General features: G+C 55.4%; 19 protein-coding genes. 1 reads left to right on the forward strand and 18 read right to left on the reverse strand.

Annotated elements, in window-relative coordinates; all coding sequences use genetic code 11:
• Positions 1 to 521 precede the first annotated feature (521 nt).
• Together hemE and DBR37_RS02645 are read right to left on the reverse strand one after the other, a co-directional pair.
• Positions 522 to 1,604, reverse strand: coding sequence for a uroporphyrinogen decarboxylase (gene hemE, locus DBR37_RS02640; protein ID WP_124572743.1), 1,083 nt, complete (start codon positions 1,602 to 1,604; stop codon positions 522 to 524).
• 100 nt (positions 1,605 to 1,704) lie between these two features.
• Positions 1,705 to 2,214, reverse strand: coding sequence for a hypothetical protein (locus DBR37_RS02645; RefSeq protein ID WP_124572744.1), 510 nt, complete (start codon positions 2,212 to 2,214; stop codon positions 1,705 to 1,707).
• Between the two features lie 103 nt (positions 2,215 to 2,317).
• On the opposite strand from DBR37_RS02645, the gene glpD reads away from it, so the two are divergent.
• Positions 2,318 to 3,859, forward strand: coding sequence for a glycerol-3-phosphate dehydrogenase (gene glpD, locus DBR37_RS02650; protein ID WP_124572745.1), 1,542 nt, complete (start codon positions 2,318 to 2,320; stop codon positions 3,857 to 3,859).
• Positions 3,860 to 3,876: 17 nt separating this feature from the next.
• On the opposite strand, the gene DBR37_RS02655 is transcribed toward glpD, so the two are convergent.
• Genes DBR37_RS02655 through DBR37_RS02730 form a run of 16 tightly spaced genes read right to left on the reverse strand, consistent with a single transcriptional unit; the run spans position 3,877 to position 19,198 of the window.
• On the reverse strand, positions 3,877 to 4,524 hold the full coding sequence (locus tag DBR37_RS02655; RefSeq protein ID WP_124572746.1) for a 4'-phosphopantetheinyl transferase superfamily protein: 648 nt from the start codon (positions 4,522 to 4,524) through the stop codon (positions 3,877 to 3,879).
• Complete coding sequence (locus DBR37_RS02660; protein WP_233588259.1) at positions 4,502 to 5,029, reverse strand: excinuclease ATPase subunit; 528 nt, start codon at positions 5,027 to 5,029, stop codon at positions 4,502 to 4,504. The genes DBR37_RS02655 and DBR37_RS02660 overlap by 23 nt, the downstream gene beginning before the upstream one ends.
• Before the next feature lie 33 nt (positions 5,030 to 5,062).
• Positions 5,063 to 6,292 (reverse strand): beta-ketoacyl-ACP synthase, encoded by a 1,230-nt coding sequence (locus DBR37_RS02665; protein ID WP_124572747.1) that lies wholly within the window; start codon positions 6,290 to 6,292, stop codon positions 5,063 to 5,065.
• On the reverse strand, positions 6,289 to 7,014 hold the full coding sequence (fabG, locus tag DBR37_RS02670) for a 3-oxoacyl-ACP reductase FabG (RefSeq protein ID WP_124572748.1): 726 nt from the start codon (positions 7,012 to 7,014) through the stop codon (positions 6,289 to 6,291). The genes DBR37_RS02665 and fabG overlap by 4 nt, the downstream gene beginning before the upstream one ends.
• 9 nt (positions 7,015 to 7,023) lie before the next feature.
• Complete coding sequence (locus DBR37_RS02675; protein ID WP_124572749.1) at positions 7,024 to 7,488, reverse strand: hotdog family protein; 465 nt, start codon at positions 7,486 to 7,488, stop codon at positions 7,024 to 7,026.
• Positions 7,485 to 8,669 (reverse strand): beta-ketoacyl-ACP synthase, encoded by a 1,185-nt coding sequence (locus DBR37_RS02680; RefSeq protein ID WP_124573248.1) that lies wholly within the window; start codon positions 8,667 to 8,669, stop codon positions 7,485 to 7,487. Before DBR37_RS02680 ends, DBR37_RS02675 begins: the two co-directional genes overlap by 4 nt.
• Positions 8,670 to 8,686: 17 nt before the next feature.
• Positions 8,687 to 9,229 (reverse strand): DUF3261 domain-containing protein, encoded by a 543-nt coding sequence (locus DBR37_RS02685; protein WP_124572750.1) that lies wholly within the window; start codon positions 9,227 to 9,229, stop codon positions 8,687 to 8,689.
• A 37-nt stretch (positions 9,230 to 9,266) separates the two neighbouring features.
• Positions 9,267 to 11,567 carry an MMPL family transporter gene (locus DBR37_RS02690; protein ID WP_124573250.1) on the reverse strand — a complete coding sequence of 767 codons (2,301 nt, stop codon included), beginning with the start codon at positions 11,565 to 11,567 and terminating at the stop codon, positions 9,267 to 9,269.
• A gap of 44 nt (positions 11,568 to 11,611) precedes the next feature.
• Positions 11,612 to 12,214, reverse strand: a complete 603-nt coding sequence (locus DBR37_RS02695; protein ID WP_124572751.1) for an outer membrane lipoprotein carrier protein LolA — start codon at positions 12,212 to 12,214, stop codon at positions 11,612 to 11,614.
• The gene (locus tag DBR37_RS02700; RefSeq protein WP_124572752.1) at positions 12,214 to 12,645 is read right to left on the reverse strand and encodes a thioesterase family protein; all 432 of its coding nucleotides are present in this window, start codon (positions 12,643 to 12,645) and stop codon (positions 12,214 to 12,216) included. The genes DBR37_RS02695 and DBR37_RS02700 overlap by 1 nt, the downstream gene beginning before the upstream one ends.
• Positions 12,629 to 14,194 (reverse strand): histidine ammonia-lyase, encoded by a 1,566-nt coding sequence (gene hutH, locus DBR37_RS02705; protein WP_124572753.1) that lies wholly within the window; start codon positions 14,192 to 14,194, stop codon positions 12,629 to 12,631. Before hutH ends, DBR37_RS02700 begins: the two co-directional genes overlap by 17 nt.
• Positions 14,181 to 15,128 (reverse strand): acyltransferase, encoded by a 948-nt coding sequence (locus DBR37_RS02710; protein ID WP_199739014.1) that lies wholly within the window; start codon positions 15,126 to 15,128, stop codon positions 14,181 to 14,183. Before DBR37_RS02710 ends, hutH begins: the two co-directional genes overlap by 14 nt.
• Positions 15,125 to 15,877 carry a glycosyltransferase family 2 protein gene (locus tag DBR37_RS02715; protein WP_199739015.1) on the reverse strand — a complete coding sequence of 251 codons (753 nt, stop codon included), beginning with the start codon at positions 15,875 to 15,877 and terminating at the stop codon, positions 15,125 to 15,127. Before DBR37_RS02715 ends, DBR37_RS02710 begins: the two co-directional genes overlap by 4 nt.
• Positions 15,870 to 16,949 (reverse strand): trans-aconitate 2-methyltransferase, encoded by a 1,080-nt coding sequence (locus DBR37_RS02720; protein ID WP_158610217.1) that lies wholly within the window; start codon positions 16,947 to 16,949, stop codon positions 15,870 to 15,872. The genes DBR37_RS02715 and DBR37_RS02720 overlap by 8 nt, the downstream gene beginning before the upstream one ends.
• A gap of 7 nt (positions 16,950 to 16,956) precedes the next feature.
• Positions 16,957 to 18,708, reverse strand: coding sequence for an AMP-binding protein (locus tag DBR37_RS02725; RefSeq protein ID WP_124572757.1), 1,752 nt, complete (start codon positions 18,706 to 18,708; stop codon positions 16,957 to 16,959).
• Positions 18,701 to 19,198, reverse strand: coding sequence for a hypothetical protein (locus DBR37_RS02730; protein ID WP_233588260.1), 498 nt, complete (start codon positions 19,196 to 19,198; stop codon positions 18,701 to 18,703). Before DBR37_RS02730 ends, DBR37_RS02725 begins: the two co-directional genes overlap by 8 nt.
• Positions 19,199 to 19,231: the final 33 nt, after the last annotated feature.

Raw genomic sequence — 19,231 nt, forward strand, 5'->3', positions numbered from 1 at the left:
AGCCATTCTCGATACCAACTTGCACCATTTTGTGAATAAGCTAGGAAACTTCTGGTTGGCAAATCACAAGGAAACGCAATACACAGCAATGTTGCACTTCTTCGACGCAATATTTCCATGTTGCAATTTCCACAAACGAAAACTAAAACCATCATCAGACTTCATGTGAAATATCAACAAGTGCGCTAAGCCCCCGTTTCTTAAGCTCTTTTTTTTCTATCCACAAATCCTGTGGATAACTTTGTGGATAAGCGGCCTGGATGGCGGGAAACGCCATGTCCCATGCGGGTTTCAATAAAATGCCAAAACAAAAAGCAAAATATTTATTCAATAAAATCAAACACTTATGAAAAACGATTTGTTACGAAATGTTAATGCGGGGTCAAATCGAGCTGGAAGCGACACAGGCCGCATTCTGTGCATAAGCTGAATTGATGCGCGCCAAAACCGGGCATTTTTAGCGTCCGTTTCGGCGCTGTAGCCGTTAATTAGCGCGCTTGCCTGCTGGCAAGCGCGCTGGACTACTGATGCAAGGGGCGGCTGAACTCATGAACGGCCTCTACCAGCACCGAAACCGCTTCCGGCGGCGTGAACTGCGAAATACCGTGGCCGAGGTTAAATACGTGTCCGGAACCGGCACTATGCTTGCCGAAGGATTCCAATACCTTGGCTACTTCGCTGCGGATCTGGTCAGGCTGGGCAAACAGGATGCTAGGATCCAGGTTGCCTTGCAGCGCTACCCGGTCGCCGACCTTGGCCCGCGCTGCGCCCAGATTGACGGTCCAGTCGAGCCCCACCGCATCGGCACCAACCGCGGCGATTTCCTTGAGCCACAAGCCACCGCCTTTGGTAAACACGATGCTCGGGATGCGTACACCGTCTTTTTCCGTTTTGACATGCTTCATCACTTCACGCATGTAGTGCAGCGAGAATTGCTGGTATGCACCATCGGCCAGCGCCCCGCCCCAGGTATCAAACATCATCACCGCCTGGGCGCCAGCGTCGATCTGGGCGTTCAGGTAGGCCGCAACCGTCAGCGCATTGGTTTGCAGGATGTGGTGCATCAGGTCCGGGCGGTTGTACAGCATCGCCTTGACGGTGCGGAAGTCGTCCGAACCGCCGCCTTCAACCATATAGCAGGCCAGCGTCCACGGACTACCGGTGAAGCCGATCAGCGGCACCCGGCCCTTCAGTTCGGTGCGGATTTGCGTGACCGCGTCGAAAACGTATTGCAGCGATCCCAGCTCCGGCACTTTCAGCGCCTGTACTGCTTTTTCATCACGCAAAGGGCGCTCGAACTTCGGCCCCTCGCCTTCGATGAAGTACAAACCCAGACCCATCGCGTCCGGCACGGTCAGGATGTCCGAAAACAGGATGGCGGCATCCAGGTCGTAACGATCCAGCGGCTGCAGCGTCACTTCGGTAGCAAAATCGGGATTCTTCGCCAAGCCGAGGAAAGAACCGGCGCGCGCGCGGGTTGCACGATACTCCGGCAGGTAACGACCAGCCTGGCGCATCAGCCACAAAGGGGTGTATTCGGTGGGTTGGCGCAACAATGCGCGCAAGAAGGTGTCGTTCTGGAGCGGAGCAAATTGTGTAGGCATCAGACTTGTCATCACGGCATTAATTGAGCCGCTATTATCCCCTAAAGAATGCGTGGCCGGACCGTCGAGGCCACTCTGTCAGCAAATTCAAAGCCCGGGCTTATTCCTTGTGCCCTATATTAAGCAACTTATCCGCACGCTCCTGTTCTGCCAGCGCACGTATATAGTCGGCGAAATCCTCATCCTCACCGCGCAGCAGTTGCGGCAACAAATAATAGAAATCTTCGCGGCGACACCATTCGCGCATGTAATCGTCCCACGAATGCCAGCGACGCAAAGCAACACCACGCATATTCGGCACATACGACACGATATATGCGCGCTCGAATAATGCAATCAGCATTTCAAAGATGATGAGCTCACGCTCCTTTTGCTCATCGCTCAGGTCGCTGCGCGATGTCGCGCTACGCAAGCGCAAGTCCGGATTATCCAGCACGATCTTGAGAAAATCGTTATACGCATCCTGCAGCAACTGATACGCCTCCTCATCTTCGGCGTCACGTTCCTTGCGTTGTTCGAACAGGAAAATATAAATCGCAAACGGTAACGCCAGCGTGGTGACGACATAACTGGCAACTTCCCAAAACGCGATATCGAGAAGAAAGCTCATGGCTGCCCGCTAAAGAAGAAGATAAATCAGTGTACCGCGAGCATGCGCGAACGCCACCATCAGCGCTTACAATAGTTGCACGGCAATTCGACACGGGGCACAGATGCAGCAAGCACTTCAATGCGACATCCTCATCGTAGGCGGCGGCATCAATGGCGCCGGTATCGCGCGTGATGCCGCCGGCCGCGGCCTCTCGGTCGTGCTGTGCGAGAAAGACGATCTGGCTGCACATACCTCATCCGCTTCCACCAAGCTGATACACGGCGGCCTGCGCTACCTGGAAAACTATGAATTCGGTCTGGTACGCAAGGCGCTGATAGAACGCGAAATCCTGCTGCGCTCTGCGCCGCACATCATGCATCCGCTGCGCTTCGTCATGCCGCACGACAAGGGACAACGGCCAGCCTGGATGATACGCGCTGGTTTGTTCCTGTATGACCATCTGGCCAAACGCGAATTACTGCCCGGTTCGTGCGGCATCAATTTGCGTACGCATACGGCCGGCAGCCCGTTAAAAGAAGAATTCAGTAAAGGCTTCGTCTATTCCGACGGCTGGGTTAACGATGCGCGCCTGGTCGTATTGAATGCGATCGCCGCCGCAGAACAGGGGGCGCACATACTGACACGTACCGCTTGCGTCGCCGTCACGCGGCAAGCGGACAAATGGCAAGCAACATTACGCAGCAAAGACAACGCAGAAATCCAGGTACAAGCGAAACTGCTGGTCAATGCCGCCGGCCCCTGGGCCGCCAGTTTTTTGCACGACACCGTACATGGTCGCAGCGGCAAAAAACTACGCCTGATCAAAGGCAGCCACATCGTCGTCAAAAAATTATTCGATCATCCGTACGCCTACATCTTCCAGCATCCGGACGGCCGCATCGTCTTCGCCATCCCGTATGAACAGGATTTCACGCTGATAGGCACTACCGATATCGACTACCACGGCGATACCGATCACGTCGCCATAGACGCCAGCGAGATAGCCTATCTGTGCGAACTATCGAACTATTACTTCCGGCAAACGATCAGTCCGTCCGATGTCGTCTGGTCATACTCGGGCGTTCGCCCGCTGGTTGAAGACGTCAGCGATGACGACAATGAAAAGGCCTCTGCGGTGACACGCGATTACAAACTCGCGATCGATACCGATGCAGCACCGGTACTCACTATCTTTGGCGGCAAGATCACCACCTTCCGCAAACTGGCGGAAGAAGCCGTCGACCTGATCGCTCCCTTGCTCAACAATCGGCACGGTGCGTGGACTACAGACGCACTCCTGCCCGGCGGCGACATTTATGGCGCGCAGGCAAACAAGCGTGCGGTACTGGAATTCGATGAGTATGTGCACGAGCTACAGCAAGAGTATGCGTGGCTGCCTGCAGCGCTGGTCGAGCGCTACGCCCGTGCTTACGGCACACGCATCAAATTACTGCTGGAAAACCGGAACAGCATTGCAGACATGGGAGAAGAAATCGCCCCCGGTCTGTTTGCCGCCGAGGTCGCATATCTGACGCAATACGAATGGGCGACCAGTACCGAAGACATACTCTGGCGTCGCACCAAGCTAGGATTACACCTGACCCAGGGCAATGCGGCCCGCAGCAGCCTGAATCATTGGTTCCAAGAACTCGATAAGCAATAAACCTGGCGTGACGGCTGCTAGCCAGCGGGCCAGTTAAAAGATTTGAGCGCCGGCACGGATACCAAGGCGGATGCGCTACAGAGCACGATAGAAATATCCGGATGCGATAAGTTGACACAGTGCTGGCCGGATGCGGAGACATCGGCCGAAGTCAGTTTGTAGAGCGCTTCTTTGCGACTCCAGCACGCATAAAACATCTTTACCCTGGCCTCACCCTGCAAGCCCCGGATCAGGGCCGTTTCATCTTCATCCAGCGCTTGCTCGCTCAAAGCAAGCAAATCACGTTGCGGATTCAACACTTCTACATCCAGTCCGACCGGTGTTTGCTCACTCAACGCACAAGCGACCCAATCGCCACTATGGGACAAACTGAAATGCGGCTTAGCCTCCGCACCGTGCAACAAAGGCGCTGATCCGGGCCGCTCAGAAAGTGGAATGTCGGGAGGAGATACGTTCAGGGTCTGCCCCAGCAGACTACGCAAGAGAATGCGCCCGAGGAGGAATTGGCGTTGCCGTTGCGGCCGTATAAACCGCTGGTAACGTTCAATCTCACCTGGGCCCAGCCAGGTGAGATAAGGCAGCAAATGCTGATCACTCACGCTACGGCCATCCATCAGCCATATCGTGGTGATCGGTTCTACATCATTTGCCGGAGATTTTGACAAAATCGCCCTTCAATGCGACGCCTGCCATTATGGCGCCCGCATGACATTCGTATTCTGTTTCACTCGACATTTCTACCTTCTTATAATTGCTCACGATATTGATCACCGCATTTGCGCCCAGTTCTTTGGCGCGCTGTTCCAGCGAAAGCATGGCTGACAAAAAGGCCCACTGGCAAGCTACGTCATCGGCTTTGCCGAAGGCATTGGTTTTTTTGTTGCTGGCGTAGTTACCCAGCTTTTGCACAACCTTGGGTGTTTTTTGCTTACCGAAGTAATACTTTATCGAACTATCGAGCTTTTCCTTGGTATCGCTGGATTCCATTGCAACACTGATAGGCATCAGCAATTTGTCATCACGTGCATGTGCGGATAACGCTGTAGTCGCCGCGACACCAATAAAAACCAAAGTAGCCCATGTTTTTTTCATTTCAATTTCCCTTATCTGCGATTTGATCTTCAGCCCTGCTTGGGCCACCCACTGCTTTTTCAGCGCGACTTGCACCACGACAACTATCGAAACAAGCCAGCACAACGCTCTTTATTGGTACTTTTTAAAAATCAATGAAGTATTAATACCGCCGAATGCAAAATTATTCGACATGACGTAATCACAATCTATCTTACGTCCTTCGCGCACGATGTAATCAAGCTCGGCACACTGTGGATCTACCTGTTCCAGATTAATCGTCGGTGCGAACCAGCCTTCACGCATCATCTCTATGCTGATCCAGGCTTCCAGTGCACCACACGCGCCCAGGGTATGTCCCATGTAACTCTTCAATGAGCTGATCGGTGTATGTTTGCCAAACACCTGCAGCGTTGCCTGCGATTCGGCGATGTCGCCTTGCGCGGTACCTGTACCATGCGCATTGATGTAACCGATGTCGGCAGGCTGCAAACCGGCATCATCCAGCGCCAGTTGCATCGCTATCTTCATGGTTTCGGAATTCGGCTGGGTTACATGGCAGCCATCGCTATTGGTACCGAAACCAACCAGCTCGGCATAAATAGTCGCGCCGCGCTTTTGCGCATGCTCCATCTCTTCCAGAATCAGGCAACCAGCGCCTTCACCGATCACCAGACCGTCGCGATCGCCATCGAACGGACGCGGCGTGGTAGATGCAGCATCGTTACGCACGCTGGTGGCAAACAAGGTATCAAACACTGCTGCCTCGGTCGCGCATAATTCCTCTGCACCACCGGCGATCATGGCGCGCTGCTGCCCGCCGCGTATTGCTTCGTATGCATAACCGATGCCCTGGCTGCCGGAAGTACACGCACTTGAGGTTGTGATGACACGGCCCGTGACGCCAAAAAACACGCCTATATTGACCGGCGCAGTATGCGCCATCATCTTGATATAAGTAGTCGCATTGATGCCCTTGGTCGTGCGCTCTTCCATCATCCGGCCAAAATCACCGATGGCACTGGGCGTACCTGCTGACGAACCAAAGGAAATACCCATCTGGCCGCTCTGCAGCAAGGGATCATCCAGCAACTTTGCATCGAGCAAGGCCAACTCACTGGCGCGGGTCGCCATCAAGGCGATGCGCCCCATGCTACGCATGGTTTTACGATTGAATTTATCAGACAGTTCGAACGGCGCAGCGGGTGCGCCGAGCTGGGTATTCAGCCCTTCATAATCCGACCACTCATCCATGCGGGTAACACCATTGCGATACTCACCCAGACGTTGGCGGATCGTGTTCCAGTCGTTGCCGATAGGACTGATACCGGCCATGCCGGTTACGACGACACGGCGGCTCATGCCAGGCCTCCATTCACCGAAATCACCTGGCGCGTGACATAAGCGGCATCCTCGCCCATCAGGAAACTCACCACTGCAGCCACCTCTTCCGGTTTACCGACGCGCTTGGCCGGTATCATCTTCAATGCTTCTTCCATAGGCACATCACTGATCATGTCGGTTGCGATCAAACCTGGCGCTACGCAATTAACGGTAATGTCGCGACTGGCCAGCTCCACTGCCAATGCCTTGGTCGCACCGATAATGCCGGCCTTGGCGGCACTGTAGTTGACCTGCCCGCGATTGCCGATCAGACCTGACACCGATGCCAGGGTCACGATACGCCCCGGCTTGCGGCGGCGTACTAAAGGCATGGTCAGAGGATTGAGGACGTTGAAAAATCCATCCAGATTGGTCTGCAGCACGATATCCCAGTCTTCGCCCGACATAGCGGGAAACGCGTTATCGCGTGCGACACCTGCGTTACAAACCACGCCGTAATAACAGCCGTGTGCTTCCACATCGGCCAGCAAGATTTGTTCTGCCTGCGCCCGATCACTGATATCAAATTGCAATACCCGCGCACTGCGACCCAGGCCGGCAATTTCCTGCGCCACCGCATCTGCTTCCGCACGCTGACTACGGCAGTGCAGGACGATGTCATAACCATCGCGTGCCAGACGCAATGCAATCGCCTTGCCTATACCGCGCGATGATCCCGTCACCAACACACTTTTATTCATACTGCACTTTCATTCCGAAATTTTCTGTAAAAACTCACCGACATTCTCGGGCTGGAATACCGTAATACTTGCCGTCGCCACTGCTGCCATACCCGGGTCTCCGACCACATCAATCCGGCACTCAAATGCGCCCAGGCCATTCTCTCCCTGCAACGCGCGCTGCACGTGCACATGCAGTTTGCTGCCTGTCGCAAAGGATGCGCATTTGGCTGCGTAGCGACGCGAACCCAGTAAGAATCCGACCTTCACAGCTTCGCCGCGCAAATGCGCCTCATAACCTGCAAAAGCCGCCACTGCCTGCGCCATATATTCAACGCCGACCCACGCTCCCACTCCGGCACCATCGCAAAACAAAGTGTCCGGCCTGATCGAGACTTCTGCGCACAGGCTTTCTTCACCCACCGCAATCACACGATCCAGCAACACCATCGGTCCGGAATGCGGCACCAGGCTACGGATATCCGGCAAAGTCATACATCCCTCCCGAACACCAGCGTCGCATTAGATCCGCCAAAGGCAAATGAATTACTGAGTGCCCACTGTATCGGGCGCCCCAGGCTGCTACCCGGTTCGGCAACCCTCAATGATGGCAGCGTTGGATCCGAAACACCATCCCACAAATGCGGTGGAAATTGACCATACGGGTTATCGTCCTGCATCGCCAGCCAGCATATCGCCGCTTCTATCGCCGCGGCCGCGCCGAGGGTATGCCCAGTAAATGGTTTGGTTGAGCTGAGCGCTGTGGTAGCGCCGAAGATGTCATGTATGACACGCGATTCCATCGCGTCGTTTTGGATCGTCGCGGTTCCATGCAGATTGATGTAATCAATCTGCGACGCGGATACGCCAGCTTTGTGCAAAGCCTGTGCAATGGATAAACGCGCGCCGCCGCCAGCAGGATCCGGCGCGGACATATGGTGCCCGTCCGAGGATTCTCCCCAGCCGCATAGTGCGACCGATGCTGGCTCATTAGTCATAAGAAATAAGGCAGCGCCTTCGCCGATATTGATGCCTTTCCGGTTGGCGCTCAACGGCTTGCATAATTCTGTACTGACCGACTCCAGTGCAGAGAAGCCGGCAATGGTGAAGGCACACAAGGTATCCACGCCACCGGTAATCACTGCATCGCACAGCCCCATCCGGAGCAGGCGAGCGGCACTGGCCATGGCTTTCGCGCTGGAAGAACAAGCGCTCGAATGTACGTAAGCGGGGCCACTGATGCCCAGCTCCAGCGCCAGCATCACGGCCGGCGAACCCATTTCCTGCTGGCCGTAGTGAAACTCTTCCGGCAGGCTGCCATCAGCGACATATTGACTCAAGGCTTGCTCGGTACCGGCTATCCCCGAAGTGCTGGTGCCCAATACGACACCAACGCGCGCTGCGCCAAATCGTGCGATAGCCTGATCTACTGCAGGCCGGATCTGCGCCAGCGCCGCCAAGGCCAGTTGATTGTTGCGACTGCGCTGCGCCAATGGCCACGCCTGCATAGATGGCAGTTCCATAGCGACGCTGCCGAGCGGCAAGACGCGTCCGGGCGACCACGCATCTGTCGGCAACACACCACTTTCGGCACGCTCGAACAGGCGCGCCTTGATCTCACTATGCGTGCTCCCTAGCGGGCACACAATTCCACATTCATTCAAATACGGCATCATTGCTTTCCGGGTATTCATCAAGGGCCAGCCGGTACTGAATCTATCGTCAATTTGTAGTGGTAACGCAGGTTTTCCAATACTACCCTGCCACTCCAGCGCGGCATCGCAGCATATTCAATCACCGTCACCAGGGTTTGCCCCATATAAACATGACGTCGCAAGCCATCATCTTCTATCGACCAGCCATCCGGCAAGGCTTTACTGATGGCATCCCGCGGCCACAAAGTCAGCTGCAAGTCTTCCAGCACATCTTCGGCACGCACTTGCGCCGGCAACATCACATGTCGCCACGATTGCAATTCCTTGCCGTCATAGCTCAGGCTTAAAACCCGCTGGCCAAACGCCAGACCGACCAGCTGTACATGCTCAGCATCCACTTCCAGCGCGGCATTCAGTTCATCGATGCGGCCATCACGTTCGACCTTTAAATGCTGTTGTCGCGCAATGCTTGCGCCCAGCGTTGCCGGAGCCAGCTTGAGGCCGAGCCGTGCCGGTTGCGGGCTGGGTGCCGTGGCGCAGCCACTGAGCAATAGCGTAAGTATCAGGAAGAGACGCATCATAAGTTGACGTATAAAAAGGTTTTCTGGATCAATACGCTCATGCCTGTTCCGCATGCTCAGTTCTGAAACACGGAACGATGACCCACACCAGCGCGATCCCGAACAACATGGTCAGACCAAACGCCTGCAGCGCCGGGGTACGACTCAGGCCGAGCAAACCAAATGACAAAATCGTATTCGCGGCAGACAGGCCGACTGCCAGCCAGGGCGTCGTGTTGCGGCGATCCGGATGTTCCTGCATAAAGATGCCGTAATCGACACCCACACCCAGCAAGAGCATCAGCGCCAGCACGTGGAACAATTGCACATTCTGCCCAGTGATACCCAATAGCGCGAGCGCCGCAATACTGGCCAGCGCGGTCGGCGCCAGTACGCGCCAGGTATGACGTCGGTAACGCGGGAACAACAGGCAAAACACAACCAGGTAAGCACCTGCCACGACCCATCCCATATAGACGCGATAGCGACCAAGGACGGATGAAATCTCGCTTACCTTATCAACCCATTGCACGCCTTCCAGGCCCTCAGCAGTTCCCTGCATCAGGGCCAGATCGGCAAAACTCAAACCACGCAAGGCGACGATGCTGGCGTGGACACCATCAACCTGCCCCAGCCATAGATGACGCCAAGGCTCACTCGCCGGTGACTGCAGGAAGGCATCCATGGTCAGCAAACTACCGGATGCGAGCAGATGCGCACGCGTGGCCACGGCCCAGTCTTTATCTTCACCGATATCTGTTGCCAGTTGCTCCAGCGGCCCACCTGCATGCAGCAGCTTCTCTTCCAGCAAGGCACGCCGCGCATTTTGCGTTTGTTCCGAAGGCACCCAATTCGACATCGCCTGATAACCACTGAGCTTGCGTTCGGCAATCAAGGGATCGAGTCGCTGCTTCAATGCTTCTTCGCGCTGCAGGACAGCTTCGGTAGAGCTACCGCGTACCAGGAAAAATTGCACCGGCGTCGGTGCATCAAGTAACTTGCTTAACTTGATCTGGTCGCTGATCAAATGCTTGGGCGGATTCTGCAGCAAGCGGATATCGTCATTGCTGCCGAGGCGGGAGAAACCTATCACTGCCACCACCACAAACAAGGCCACCGCGATCAGGCTCGCCTTATTCATGCGCAAGCGCGGCCAGCGCGCCAGTGTTGCGCCGTATGCGTGAACCAGTGCACCGCTCTTCAGCGTGCCACTACTAATCAGACTCGGGAACCAGAACACCACGGTGAGCCAGGCAAAGATCAGACCCAGCGCCGAGAACAAGGCCATCTGACGCAGACCAGGGAACGGTGTCAGTGCCAGGCCGGCATAGCCTATCACCGCTGCCAGCAAAGTCAGGCTCAATCCCGGCATCAGGCGTTTGAGCAGGCTGGCTGAATCCAGCTTCGGATCCGCATTCAAACGATTGCACAGGAAATAAATGCCATAGTCTTGCGCAACACCGATCAGGCTGGCGCCAAATACCAGGGTCAACAGATGTACGCGTTCAAACAGAATCCAGCAGACAGACAAAGCACCGAGGCAACCTATGCCTATCGACAACAGGATCAGCGCAATCGGTTTGACCGAACGGAAGGTCAGCCAGGTCAGCAAGATAATGCCTATCAGTGAGCCCAAACCGATGGTCGAAATTTCTCCGCTGGCCTGTGAGCTTGCCGCCGCCGCATGCAATATCACGCCCGAACTGATCACTTCGGCTTGCGGCACCGCCTTGTGTGCTGCTTCGGCAGCCTGCGCCAGCAACGGCATCACCGCTTCCTGTGCGCCCATCGAAAACGCGGGCACCTTCAATGTCAGCGGCAACAGGATGTACTGCTTATCTGCATTCGCCACAAACAAATGACCATCACGCGGTCGCACCGGAGTTTCCTGTGCCCGTTCCTGTACCCAGCCGCTGAACAAGCCAAACGGATCATCACGCCATGCGCCCAGCTTCGGCCCGGAGAAGGCGCTATACAGTTTGGCGCGTGCCGCATCTACCCAGAATTGCGGCGCTTGCTGACGTAGTTGCGCTTCCTGCGCAGCCGTCAGCAAAATCAGACTGTGTTGCTGAAATTTTGCCAGCCAGTCGCCCTGCATCTGGTCGCTCAGATCTGTGCCTTGCAACAAGTCTTTACGCGTTGCCAGTACGGCGCTGTAAGCATCGGCCGCGCGTTGCGCATCCTGCCAGTCAGCTGCACCGACCAACACGATCACGCGTTGCTGTGCCGCATCCACCATATGGGTAAACGATTGCTGCAATACAGGATCCTGTTCCTGTACCGGCAACAAAGCGAGGATGTCAGTGTCCGGCACAATACGCTTATCCAGCCACAAATAAGCATTGTGGGCGAGCAGCATCACAACCACTAATACCCACGCCAGCGCGTAGCCTTTGCGATAGTTCAAAATAAGGCTGCCTCTTCCGGCAACATCGCTCCACTGCCGCTCTGCATCGCGGAGAACACAATATTGGTTTTATCGCCGCTGGCTTCGTTCAGAGTGATATTTCTGACGTAGGCACCGCCTTCCAGCGAGATCGCACCTATCGCCTTCGCCAACTCCGGTTTACGCGCCTTCAGCGCCACACGCCAGCTATTGGCATCTGCACTGCCGTCGGTTTCAAACAAGGTATCAAGCTGGGACAAGTCGCCGGATAGCAGCGAAAACAAAACGCTATTAATCATGCGCACGGTCGGCTCCTGCTTTGCATCCAGGCGCATCGCCACGCGATCGCCCTGATAGTGCACAATCTCGTCACGCGTCAGGCGCAGGGTGTCCGGGAACGGCTGCAAGGTACGCCACAGCACACCTTTGCCCGCCACCACACAGAAACGGCCATTCGACAGCAACGGCTTTTTCATTCCGGCCAATTGCTTGGTCTGATCAAAACGTCCGCACAGTATGGGCGGCTTGGCCAGCATACCCTGGATTTTTTCTATCGGTGCGGCAGCACTGGATAGCGCAGCGCAACTGAACAAAAACATACCGAACAATGCGCGCTTCATTACGATTCCAATCCCAATTTTTTCAATAATACCTGTGGCGAGACAAAGCACATTTCGCCGCTCGCCATATCAATCGCTACCTGCGTCGTCGTGGCACGTGTCAGACGTGCACCGCTATCCACATCGCTAATCAGGTAATCGATTTTCAGGCGATTTTCCCATTCGACGATATCGGCACGCAGCTTCAGGCGCTGCCCGAATTTCGCCGACTGGATATAGCGCAACTGCACATCTATCACTGGCCAGGAGTAACCCGATGCACCCATTTCGACATAGTTGTAGTCAATCTTGTCGAGCAGGGCGCAACGCACTACTTCGAGATATTTGACATAGTTGCCATGCCAGACGATTTGCATCGGATCCAGATCAAAGAACTGTACCTGCATCTCGACTTCCGCCCACCAGCGGCTGGCTTCAGCTTTCCGACGCATACAATTCCCATGACTGGCTACGGATACGTTCCAGCAGCAAGCGCAAATCCGGTTCCAGACGACGATCCTCTTCGACCACCGCTACATCGTCAGCCAGCATGTCCAGCATTTGCTGCAACGGCGCATCCGGCTGCACCGCCGGATTCATGCGACAACGCAGCCACACACCCTGACGTACGGTAATCAGCAAGGCAGCGACAACCTGCTCGGTCAATTCCAGCACGCGCAAGCAATCACGCGCAGCGATCGTACCCATGCTGACTTTGTCCTGGTTATGGCATTCAGTCGAACGCGAGAAGACGGAAGCAGGCATCGTCAGCTTGAGTGCTTCTGCGGTCCACGCCGATGCACTGATCTGCAAAGCCTTCAAACCGTGATTGATAGGTGCGCGCGCACCTTCTGCACCCGACAGATTTGCTGGCAGTCCATGGTTGTAACGGCTGTCAACCAGCAATGCCATTTGACGATCCAGCAAATCAGCCAGATTGGCCACCGCGTTCTTCATGCCGTCCATCGCAAAGGCGATGTGACCGCCGTAGAAATGACCGCCATGCAAGACACGTTCACCTTCGGCGTCGATGATCGGATTATCGTTGGCGCTATTGAGCTCGTTCTCGATAGACTGGCGGAAGAATGGCAAGGCATCTGCCAGCACGCCGATGACGTGTGGCGCGCAACGTATTGAATACCTGTCCTGCAAGCGCTTGCCGTTACGTTCCAATTGCTCGCACTGCAGATCCTGGCGCAACCAGGCCGCGACTTGTTGCATACCCGGATGCGGCTTGACGGAGAACAGGGTTTCATCGAAGTGATGGGCATTGCCATCCAGCGCAAACGATGCCATCGCCGTAATACGCGTAGTCAGTTTAGTCAGATAAGCCGCGCGGTCGTATGCCAGACATGCCAGCGCGGTCATGACCGCCGTGCCATTCATGATGGCAAGTCCTTCTTTCGGGCGCAGACGCAAAGGCTGAATACCCGCTTCGCGCAGAGCCTGTTCTGCCGGCACTTGTACGCCGTCGCGCCAGACTTCACGTTCACCGCACAGCACTGCCGCCAAGTAAGACAAAGGCGTCAAGTCGCCGCTGGCACCAACCGAACCTTCAGATGGAATCAGCGGCAACAAGCCTGCATCCAGCAGGCGCGCTATCTGCTGCAGCAATTCGACCGAGACACCGGAATATCCTTTGCTCAGGGAAGCCAGTCGTGCCGCCATGACGGCACGCGTTTGCGCCGGCGTCAGGTATTCACCCAGGCCGCAACCGTGATACGTAAACAAGTGGTGCGGCAAATCAGGAATCAGTTCCGGCGGTACAACCACCGTGCATGAGTCACCGTAACCGGTCGTCACGCCATAAATGATGCCGTCTTCACGCAGCAGACGATCCAGGAAATCCGCACCGCGCGCGATGGCTGCGCGAAATTGCGGATCGTCCGACAAAATCGCCTTGGCTTTGCCTTTGGCGATATCGGCCACGTCTTCTATCGTCAGGCGACTCTGGTCGAATCTGACTTCGCGTTGGGTAGTTTTAATATCAGCAAGATGCATCTTTAGCTTCCAGTTTGGGTAAGTGCCAAAAATCGTAAAAATTGAACCATTGCAATGGTGCGTTCAGCGTATGGTGCTGCAAGCGCGCTGCGTAATCTGTAACTAGAGTACGCAAAACTGCGTCACGTTCTTTACGCGGCAAGCGTATCGACTCACGCAGCAATTCAAAATGCACTTCAGGATGATTGCAGCGCTGTATCGAGAACAGCAAATAGGTCGGACATTGCAAAATACTGGCGAGAACGTAAGGGCCGACCGGAAAGGCCGCTGCTTCGCCGAGGAAGTCAGCAATCGCCGTACGCGGCTGGGCCGATACCGGCACACGATCACCGGCAATCACGACAAACTCGCCATCCGCAATTTTTTCTGCCAGCAGCATTGCAGTAGCTGGCGTCATTTCCGTCACTTGCAACAAATTCAGCTGACTGCCCGGATTCAGAGCCGCCAGCATCTGGTTAAAAGCGCGCGCGTGTTTGGTGTGCACCAGTATCGTCAGACGCATCTGACCATGTTGACGTGACAGCACACGACACAACTCGAGATTGCCGAGATGCGAACAAATCATCAAGGCGCCACGCTTCTCGCTGATCAGGCGGTTAATGTCGGCGACGCCATGGAACTTGACCTGGTCAGTTTTGAACAAACCGCCCCACAGCAACATCTTGTCGAGTATCGATTCTGCAAACGACGCAAAATGCCGGAGTACACCCCACATGCCTGTATTGATCGGAATGAATTGCGCGACATGCTGCAAATAATTCCGCGAAGCACGACGGGCAATAGGTTTGCTCATGACATACCAAAGCAGAACCGGATACAACACGATGCGGAATGGCCAGCGCCCAAACCAGCGATAAATCCAGAACAGCAGACGCATGCCAGCTACAAAGCTGGCTTCATTGATGCTGGCCCAATGACGTGCTTGCGTACTCATTGCGCTCGCCATTTACGCGCCAGCAGGCGGGGGATGCGCGGCAACATGCCAAAGAATAAAACCGTATGCATGCGCGTAATCAGGACGTTATCCAGCCACACCCGGAAGTGCGACACGCCATCGGTCGGGTAAGCCACGCGGGTAGGCAGGTTCACCACTTTCAGGCCCGCCCAGTACAGGCGCACCAGAATCTCTGTATCGAAATCCATACGCAAACCTATCTTCTGGCGTGCGATCAATTGCATAACCGGCGCGAGCGGATAAACCCGAAAGCCGCACATCGAGTCTTTGATTTCCAGCGACAAGGTATTAATCCACACCCAGACGTGGGTCAGATAACGTGCATACAAACGTATCGCCGGCACCGATTCATCATAGATCGGATATCCGGCGATCACGGCATCCGCATGCTGTGCCGCGCTCTGCAGGAATTGTGGAACATCAGCGACCCGGTGCTGCCCGTCGGCGTCTATCTGTAATACATGGGTATAACCGGCAGCGTGTGCATAGGAGAATCCACTCAGTACCGCTGCGCCTTTACCGCGATTGTCTGCATGACGCACCAACATCATTTTTTCCGGCGTACCCGCGACCAGCTCATCCAATACACGTGCACAAGCCGGCGAACTGCCGTCGTCGACCAGGATGCACGGCACATCGTATTGCAGCACGGCCGCAACCACAGCACCTATTGCATGTTCATGGTCATACACCGGTATCAGCACGACGGGCTTGAACAAATCAGGCATCGGCAACTCCAAAACGCAGCAGCGAGTGACAGTAACCGATGTCGTCACGTATCGTCAGCAGGCGCAAACCGGCTGCTTCGGCCAGCCGGATGTAGTCGGCGCTTTCATAGATCTTGCTGTTGCCGCTGGCCATCGCCGTAAAGTAAGGCGATGTATTAATCAGGCAGTAGGATGCGATGTCGTAACGCTGGCGATCCCAGAAGGTATCCATGATCAGCAATTGCCCCTTGGGTGCCAATGCGGTCGCAGCGCGCTGCAGTATGCCGGCTATCGCTGGCTCGCTGAAACAGCTGAGGAATTGACTCATCCAGATCACATCCATACCCGCAGGCAATGGTAATTCCGGATTCAGCAAATCTACCGGATACAAATGCGCACGTTCGCGGACGCCAGCCTCCCGCAACATAATCTCAGCGCTATCGAGCTGACCTGGCAAATCAACCAGATGTAATTCCACCGATGAGTTATAGGCCAGTACTGCGCAGCTGAATTTACCTGTATTGGCACCGACATCCATGACATGGCGCGGCGCAGTAGCGAAGATATCCGGCAACACCGTCGGCAACGATACATCCGAGTAATGATGGTCGAATGCAAACCAGCTTGATTTGGCCGGCTCCGGCAAAGCCGCCATCCCTTCATACAAGGTCGACCAGTCGCCCAGCGATTCCAGGCCGACCGGCTGCTCGAGATCCAGCGACTCTTCCAGTCTGAACAAACCCTGGTAACAAACGTCGTGATTAAAATCGAGATTGATTTGCGTGATCTTGTCGGTCAGCACGCAATAACCGGCCTTGTCGAGCACATAGCGGCCCTCATGCAGATAGACGACGCCTGCAGACAAACAGGTTTCCAGCACGACCTTGAGTGCGTACCGGCTCCACTGTCCGGTCGCTGCCAGCTCGGTCACACTCATGCCCGCACTTCCTGCTTGTGCCAGGGCCTGCAACATGCCGCGCTTCCAGGCATAACGCACACATTGGAAAACCACCGGTCCGAAAGCGATTTTTTGCGCTTCGAAGCGCGCCGAAAATGCGCTTTGGCTTTGCGGAGAAAACGTTTTATTTAACATGCAGCCTTCATGAATGTGAATGCGACATTGCAGCAGACGCCTGTGCATCAGCGGCAAACAGAATGCGGCCGCTGGCGTGTTGCCCCTGTGGTGAGTAATAGCGGAAATTCAAACTATTCTTTTGCGCGTCGTGCAGCAGTTCCAGAGTCACAGGCTGATCCGCCTGGATCACATGCTGGAACTTAAGTGCGTTAACACCTTGAAAATGAAGCGGCAACTCAAAGTACTGCCGGCCATAACTGATCGCCCAGTCGAGTTGCACTACCCCGGGCAAAATCGGTGCCTCAGGAAAATGTCCGTCGAAGTAAAACAAATCCGACGGCACTGTCACTTCCAGTTCGATACGTTTTTCTTCTTGCGCCAGTAAGCGTAATTGCGGCACACGTGGGCGTGTATCGAGCATGGATAGTAGTAATGCGCGGGTCGTTTTGCCCTGCGCATTCACCGGCATCTGTTCCAGATAGCGCCAACGACGTGGTATCGCTACCGGCTCTATATTGCCGACCAATAAGTCGCGCAGATGATGATTCAATGCGAGCTTGCCCTGATCCGCCAACACGCTTAGGCCATGCTCTGACAAAACGATGAAAGCTGCGAGGCGCTGACGTTGCCCTGAGACTTCATCACAGACCACAACGTTTACTTCGGATACGCAAGGCGACGCGACCAGCAATGCTTCGATGGCATTGAGGGAAATACGTTTTTCTTCTATCTTGGCGATACGGTCACTGCGACCATTCAATATGAAGCGCGCGCTGCCTTCGGCTTGCGCACGGTCTGCCAGGGCAAACCAGTCCGCATTCGGCAAGTGCGGCGAACGCACCTGCAACAAACCTTCGTCCGGCGTGACGCGCCATTCGACATCGCGCATCGGCAACCAGGACTCGCTTGCGCCAGCACTGCGTTGACGCCAGGCTATGCCGCCTGTTTCGGAACTGCCGTATACCTCTATCGGAACTTGCCCGAGCAACTGCGCGGTGGTCTGTGCGCCTTCCAATGACAACGGACCACCGGAAGAAAATATCGCGCGCAAGGCCGTGACATTGGACCATGCAAGATGATCCGGCAAACGTTTCAGATGCGCCGGGCTGGCAATCAATGCACATGACCCTTGTGACAATAACTGCGCCAGTTGTTCCGGAAAGTTTTGACTGCGCGCATGTATCGCGCGACCTGCCCACAGTGGCCACAGGACTTTAAAGAGCAAGCCGTATATATGTTGGTGCGAGACTGTGGCAACGATACTGGCATCGCCCAGCATGCTGCCGAAAGTCGCTTCCAGCGTCATTACTTCACTGGATAGCTGGCCCAGATTTTTGGGTATGGCCTGCGCCGCACCGGTGGTGCCCGAGGTATGTACGACCAAAGCCGGCAGATCGCTGTTCAGCACAGCGACCGGTAATTTACATGCGGCATCTTCCGCTGCCGGCTGCAATGGTGACCATTGCGCAGGAAACTCACCAAGAAATCCGTCTACCGCATGCTCCAGTGCGGTACAGCTGGCAGCCATGGTATCGGCGGTCAGCCAGATCGTTTTTTCGGCATGCCAGGCCGCCAGCAAGGCGGCGGCAAATTCTATGCTGTCATCCAGGTAGAGCGCGAAATTTTTCCCGTCAGTACGATCCAGTAATGCATACCAGGCACTGACCCTGCGCAAGAAGACTTCGTAGCATACCGGTGCACCATCGCGCCAGCCCATGATCGTTTGAGCCGGGCGCTGCGCAAGCAGTTGCTGCAAATTGAAGAGTGAATCAGACATGATGCAAACGTTTGAAGCGGATGCGGAACAGGAATTCACCGACGAATAATATGCCCATAAGGACGTAAGCAATCACGCCGGTGTAGAGCGACCAGATCGCTTCCGTAGCCCACAGCGCGGTGCCGAGGGCGATCGATCCGTTGATGACAAAGAACACACACCATATCTGCGTCACGCGTCGCGTATAAGCGATTGCTACCGCAGGTAAATGCGGATCACGCAAGCGCGCCAGGCGTTCGATCATGGACGGCGGCGCCATCAGGCTATAGCCAAAAGCTGCCAGCATGACGCAGCTGACCAGCACCGGGTATAGCTTTAGCGGCAACAAAACGTTTGCCCACACGGCAATCGCAGCCAGTGCGATTGCACCTGCCACCGACCAGCGTGCGACCTTGCTGATTTTCAGGAACGGCAAACGTGTCGCTATCGCCAACAACAACAGACCAGCCAGCCAGCGCGGTTCGACCTGCCCATGGCCGAACCAGATCACGAGCGGATACAACAGCGTGATGACTACCGTCAG

This window comes from Herminiimonas sp. KBW02, from assembly GCF_003852535.1.
GTDB lineage: Bacteria > Pseudomonadota > Gammaproteobacteria > Burkholderiales > Burkholderiaceae_D > Oxalicibacterium.

Excerpts from the sequence above, each read along its gene's own strand:
- DBR37_RS02645 (WP_124572744.1), bottom strand. The coding sequence starts at position 2,214 with ATGAGCTTTCTTCTCGATATCGCGTTTTGGGAAGTTGCCAGTTATGTC.
- DBR37_RS02715 (WP_199739015.1), bottom strand. The coding sequence starts at position 15,877 with ATGCCTGATTTGTTCAAGCCCGTCGTGCTGATACCGGTGTATGACCAT.
- DBR37_RS02725 (WP_124572757.1), bottom strand. The coding sequence starts at position 18,708 with ATGTCTGATTCACTCTTCAATTTGCAGCAACTGCTTGCGCAGCGCCCG.
- fabG (WP_124572748.1), bottom strand. The coding sequence starts at position 7,014 with ATGAATAAAAGTGTGTTGGTGACGGGATCATCGCGCGGTATAGGCAAG.
- DBR37_RS02700 (WP_124572752.1), bottom strand. The coding sequence starts at position 12,645 with ATGCGTCGGAAAGCTGAAGCCAGCCGCTGGTGGGCGGAAGTCGAGATG.
- DBR37_RS02680 (WP_124573248.1), bottom strand. The coding sequence starts at position 8,669 with ATGATGCCGTATTTGAATGAATGTGGAATTGTGTGCCCGCTAGGGAGC.
- hemE (WP_124572743.1), bottom strand. The coding sequence starts at position 1,604 with ATGCCTACACAATTTGCTCCGCTCCAGAACGACACCTTCTTGCGCGCA.
- DBR37_RS02695 (WP_124572751.1), bottom strand. The coding sequence starts at position 12,214 with ATGAAGCGCGCATTGTTCGGTATGTTTTTGTTCAGTTGCGCTGCGCTA.
- DBR37_RS02690 (WP_124573250.1), bottom strand. The coding sequence starts at position 11,567 with ATGCTGCTCGCCCACAATGCTTATTTGTGGCTGGATAAGCGTATTGTG.
- DBR37_RS02665 (WP_124572747.1), bottom strand. The coding sequence starts at position 6,292 with ATGAGCCGCCGTGTCGTCGTAACCGGCATGGCCGGTATCAGTCCTATC.
- DBR37_RS02685 (WP_124572750.1), bottom strand. The coding sequence starts at position 9,229 with ATGATGCGTCTCTTCCTGATACTTACGCTATTGCTCAGTGGCTGCGCC.
- DBR37_RS02675 (WP_124572749.1), bottom strand. The coding sequence starts at position 7,488 with ATGACTTTGCCGGATATCCGTAGCCTGGTGCCGCATTCCGGACCGATG.
- hutH (WP_124572753.1), bottom strand. The coding sequence starts at position 14,194 with ATGCATCTTGCTGATATTAAAACTACCCAACGCGAAGTCAGATTCGAC.
- glpD (WP_124572745.1), top strand. The coding sequence starts at position 2,318 with ATGCAGCAAGCACTTCAATGCGACATCCTCATCGTAGGCGGCGGCATC.
- DBR37_RS02710 (WP_199739014.1), bottom strand. The coding sequence starts at position 15,128 with ATGAGTACGCAAGCACGTCATTGGGCCAGCATCAATGAAGCCAGCTTT.
- DBR37_RS02720 (WP_158610217.1), bottom strand. The coding sequence starts at position 16,949 with ATGTTAAATAAAACGTTTTCTCCGCAAAGCCAAAGCGCATTTTCGGCG.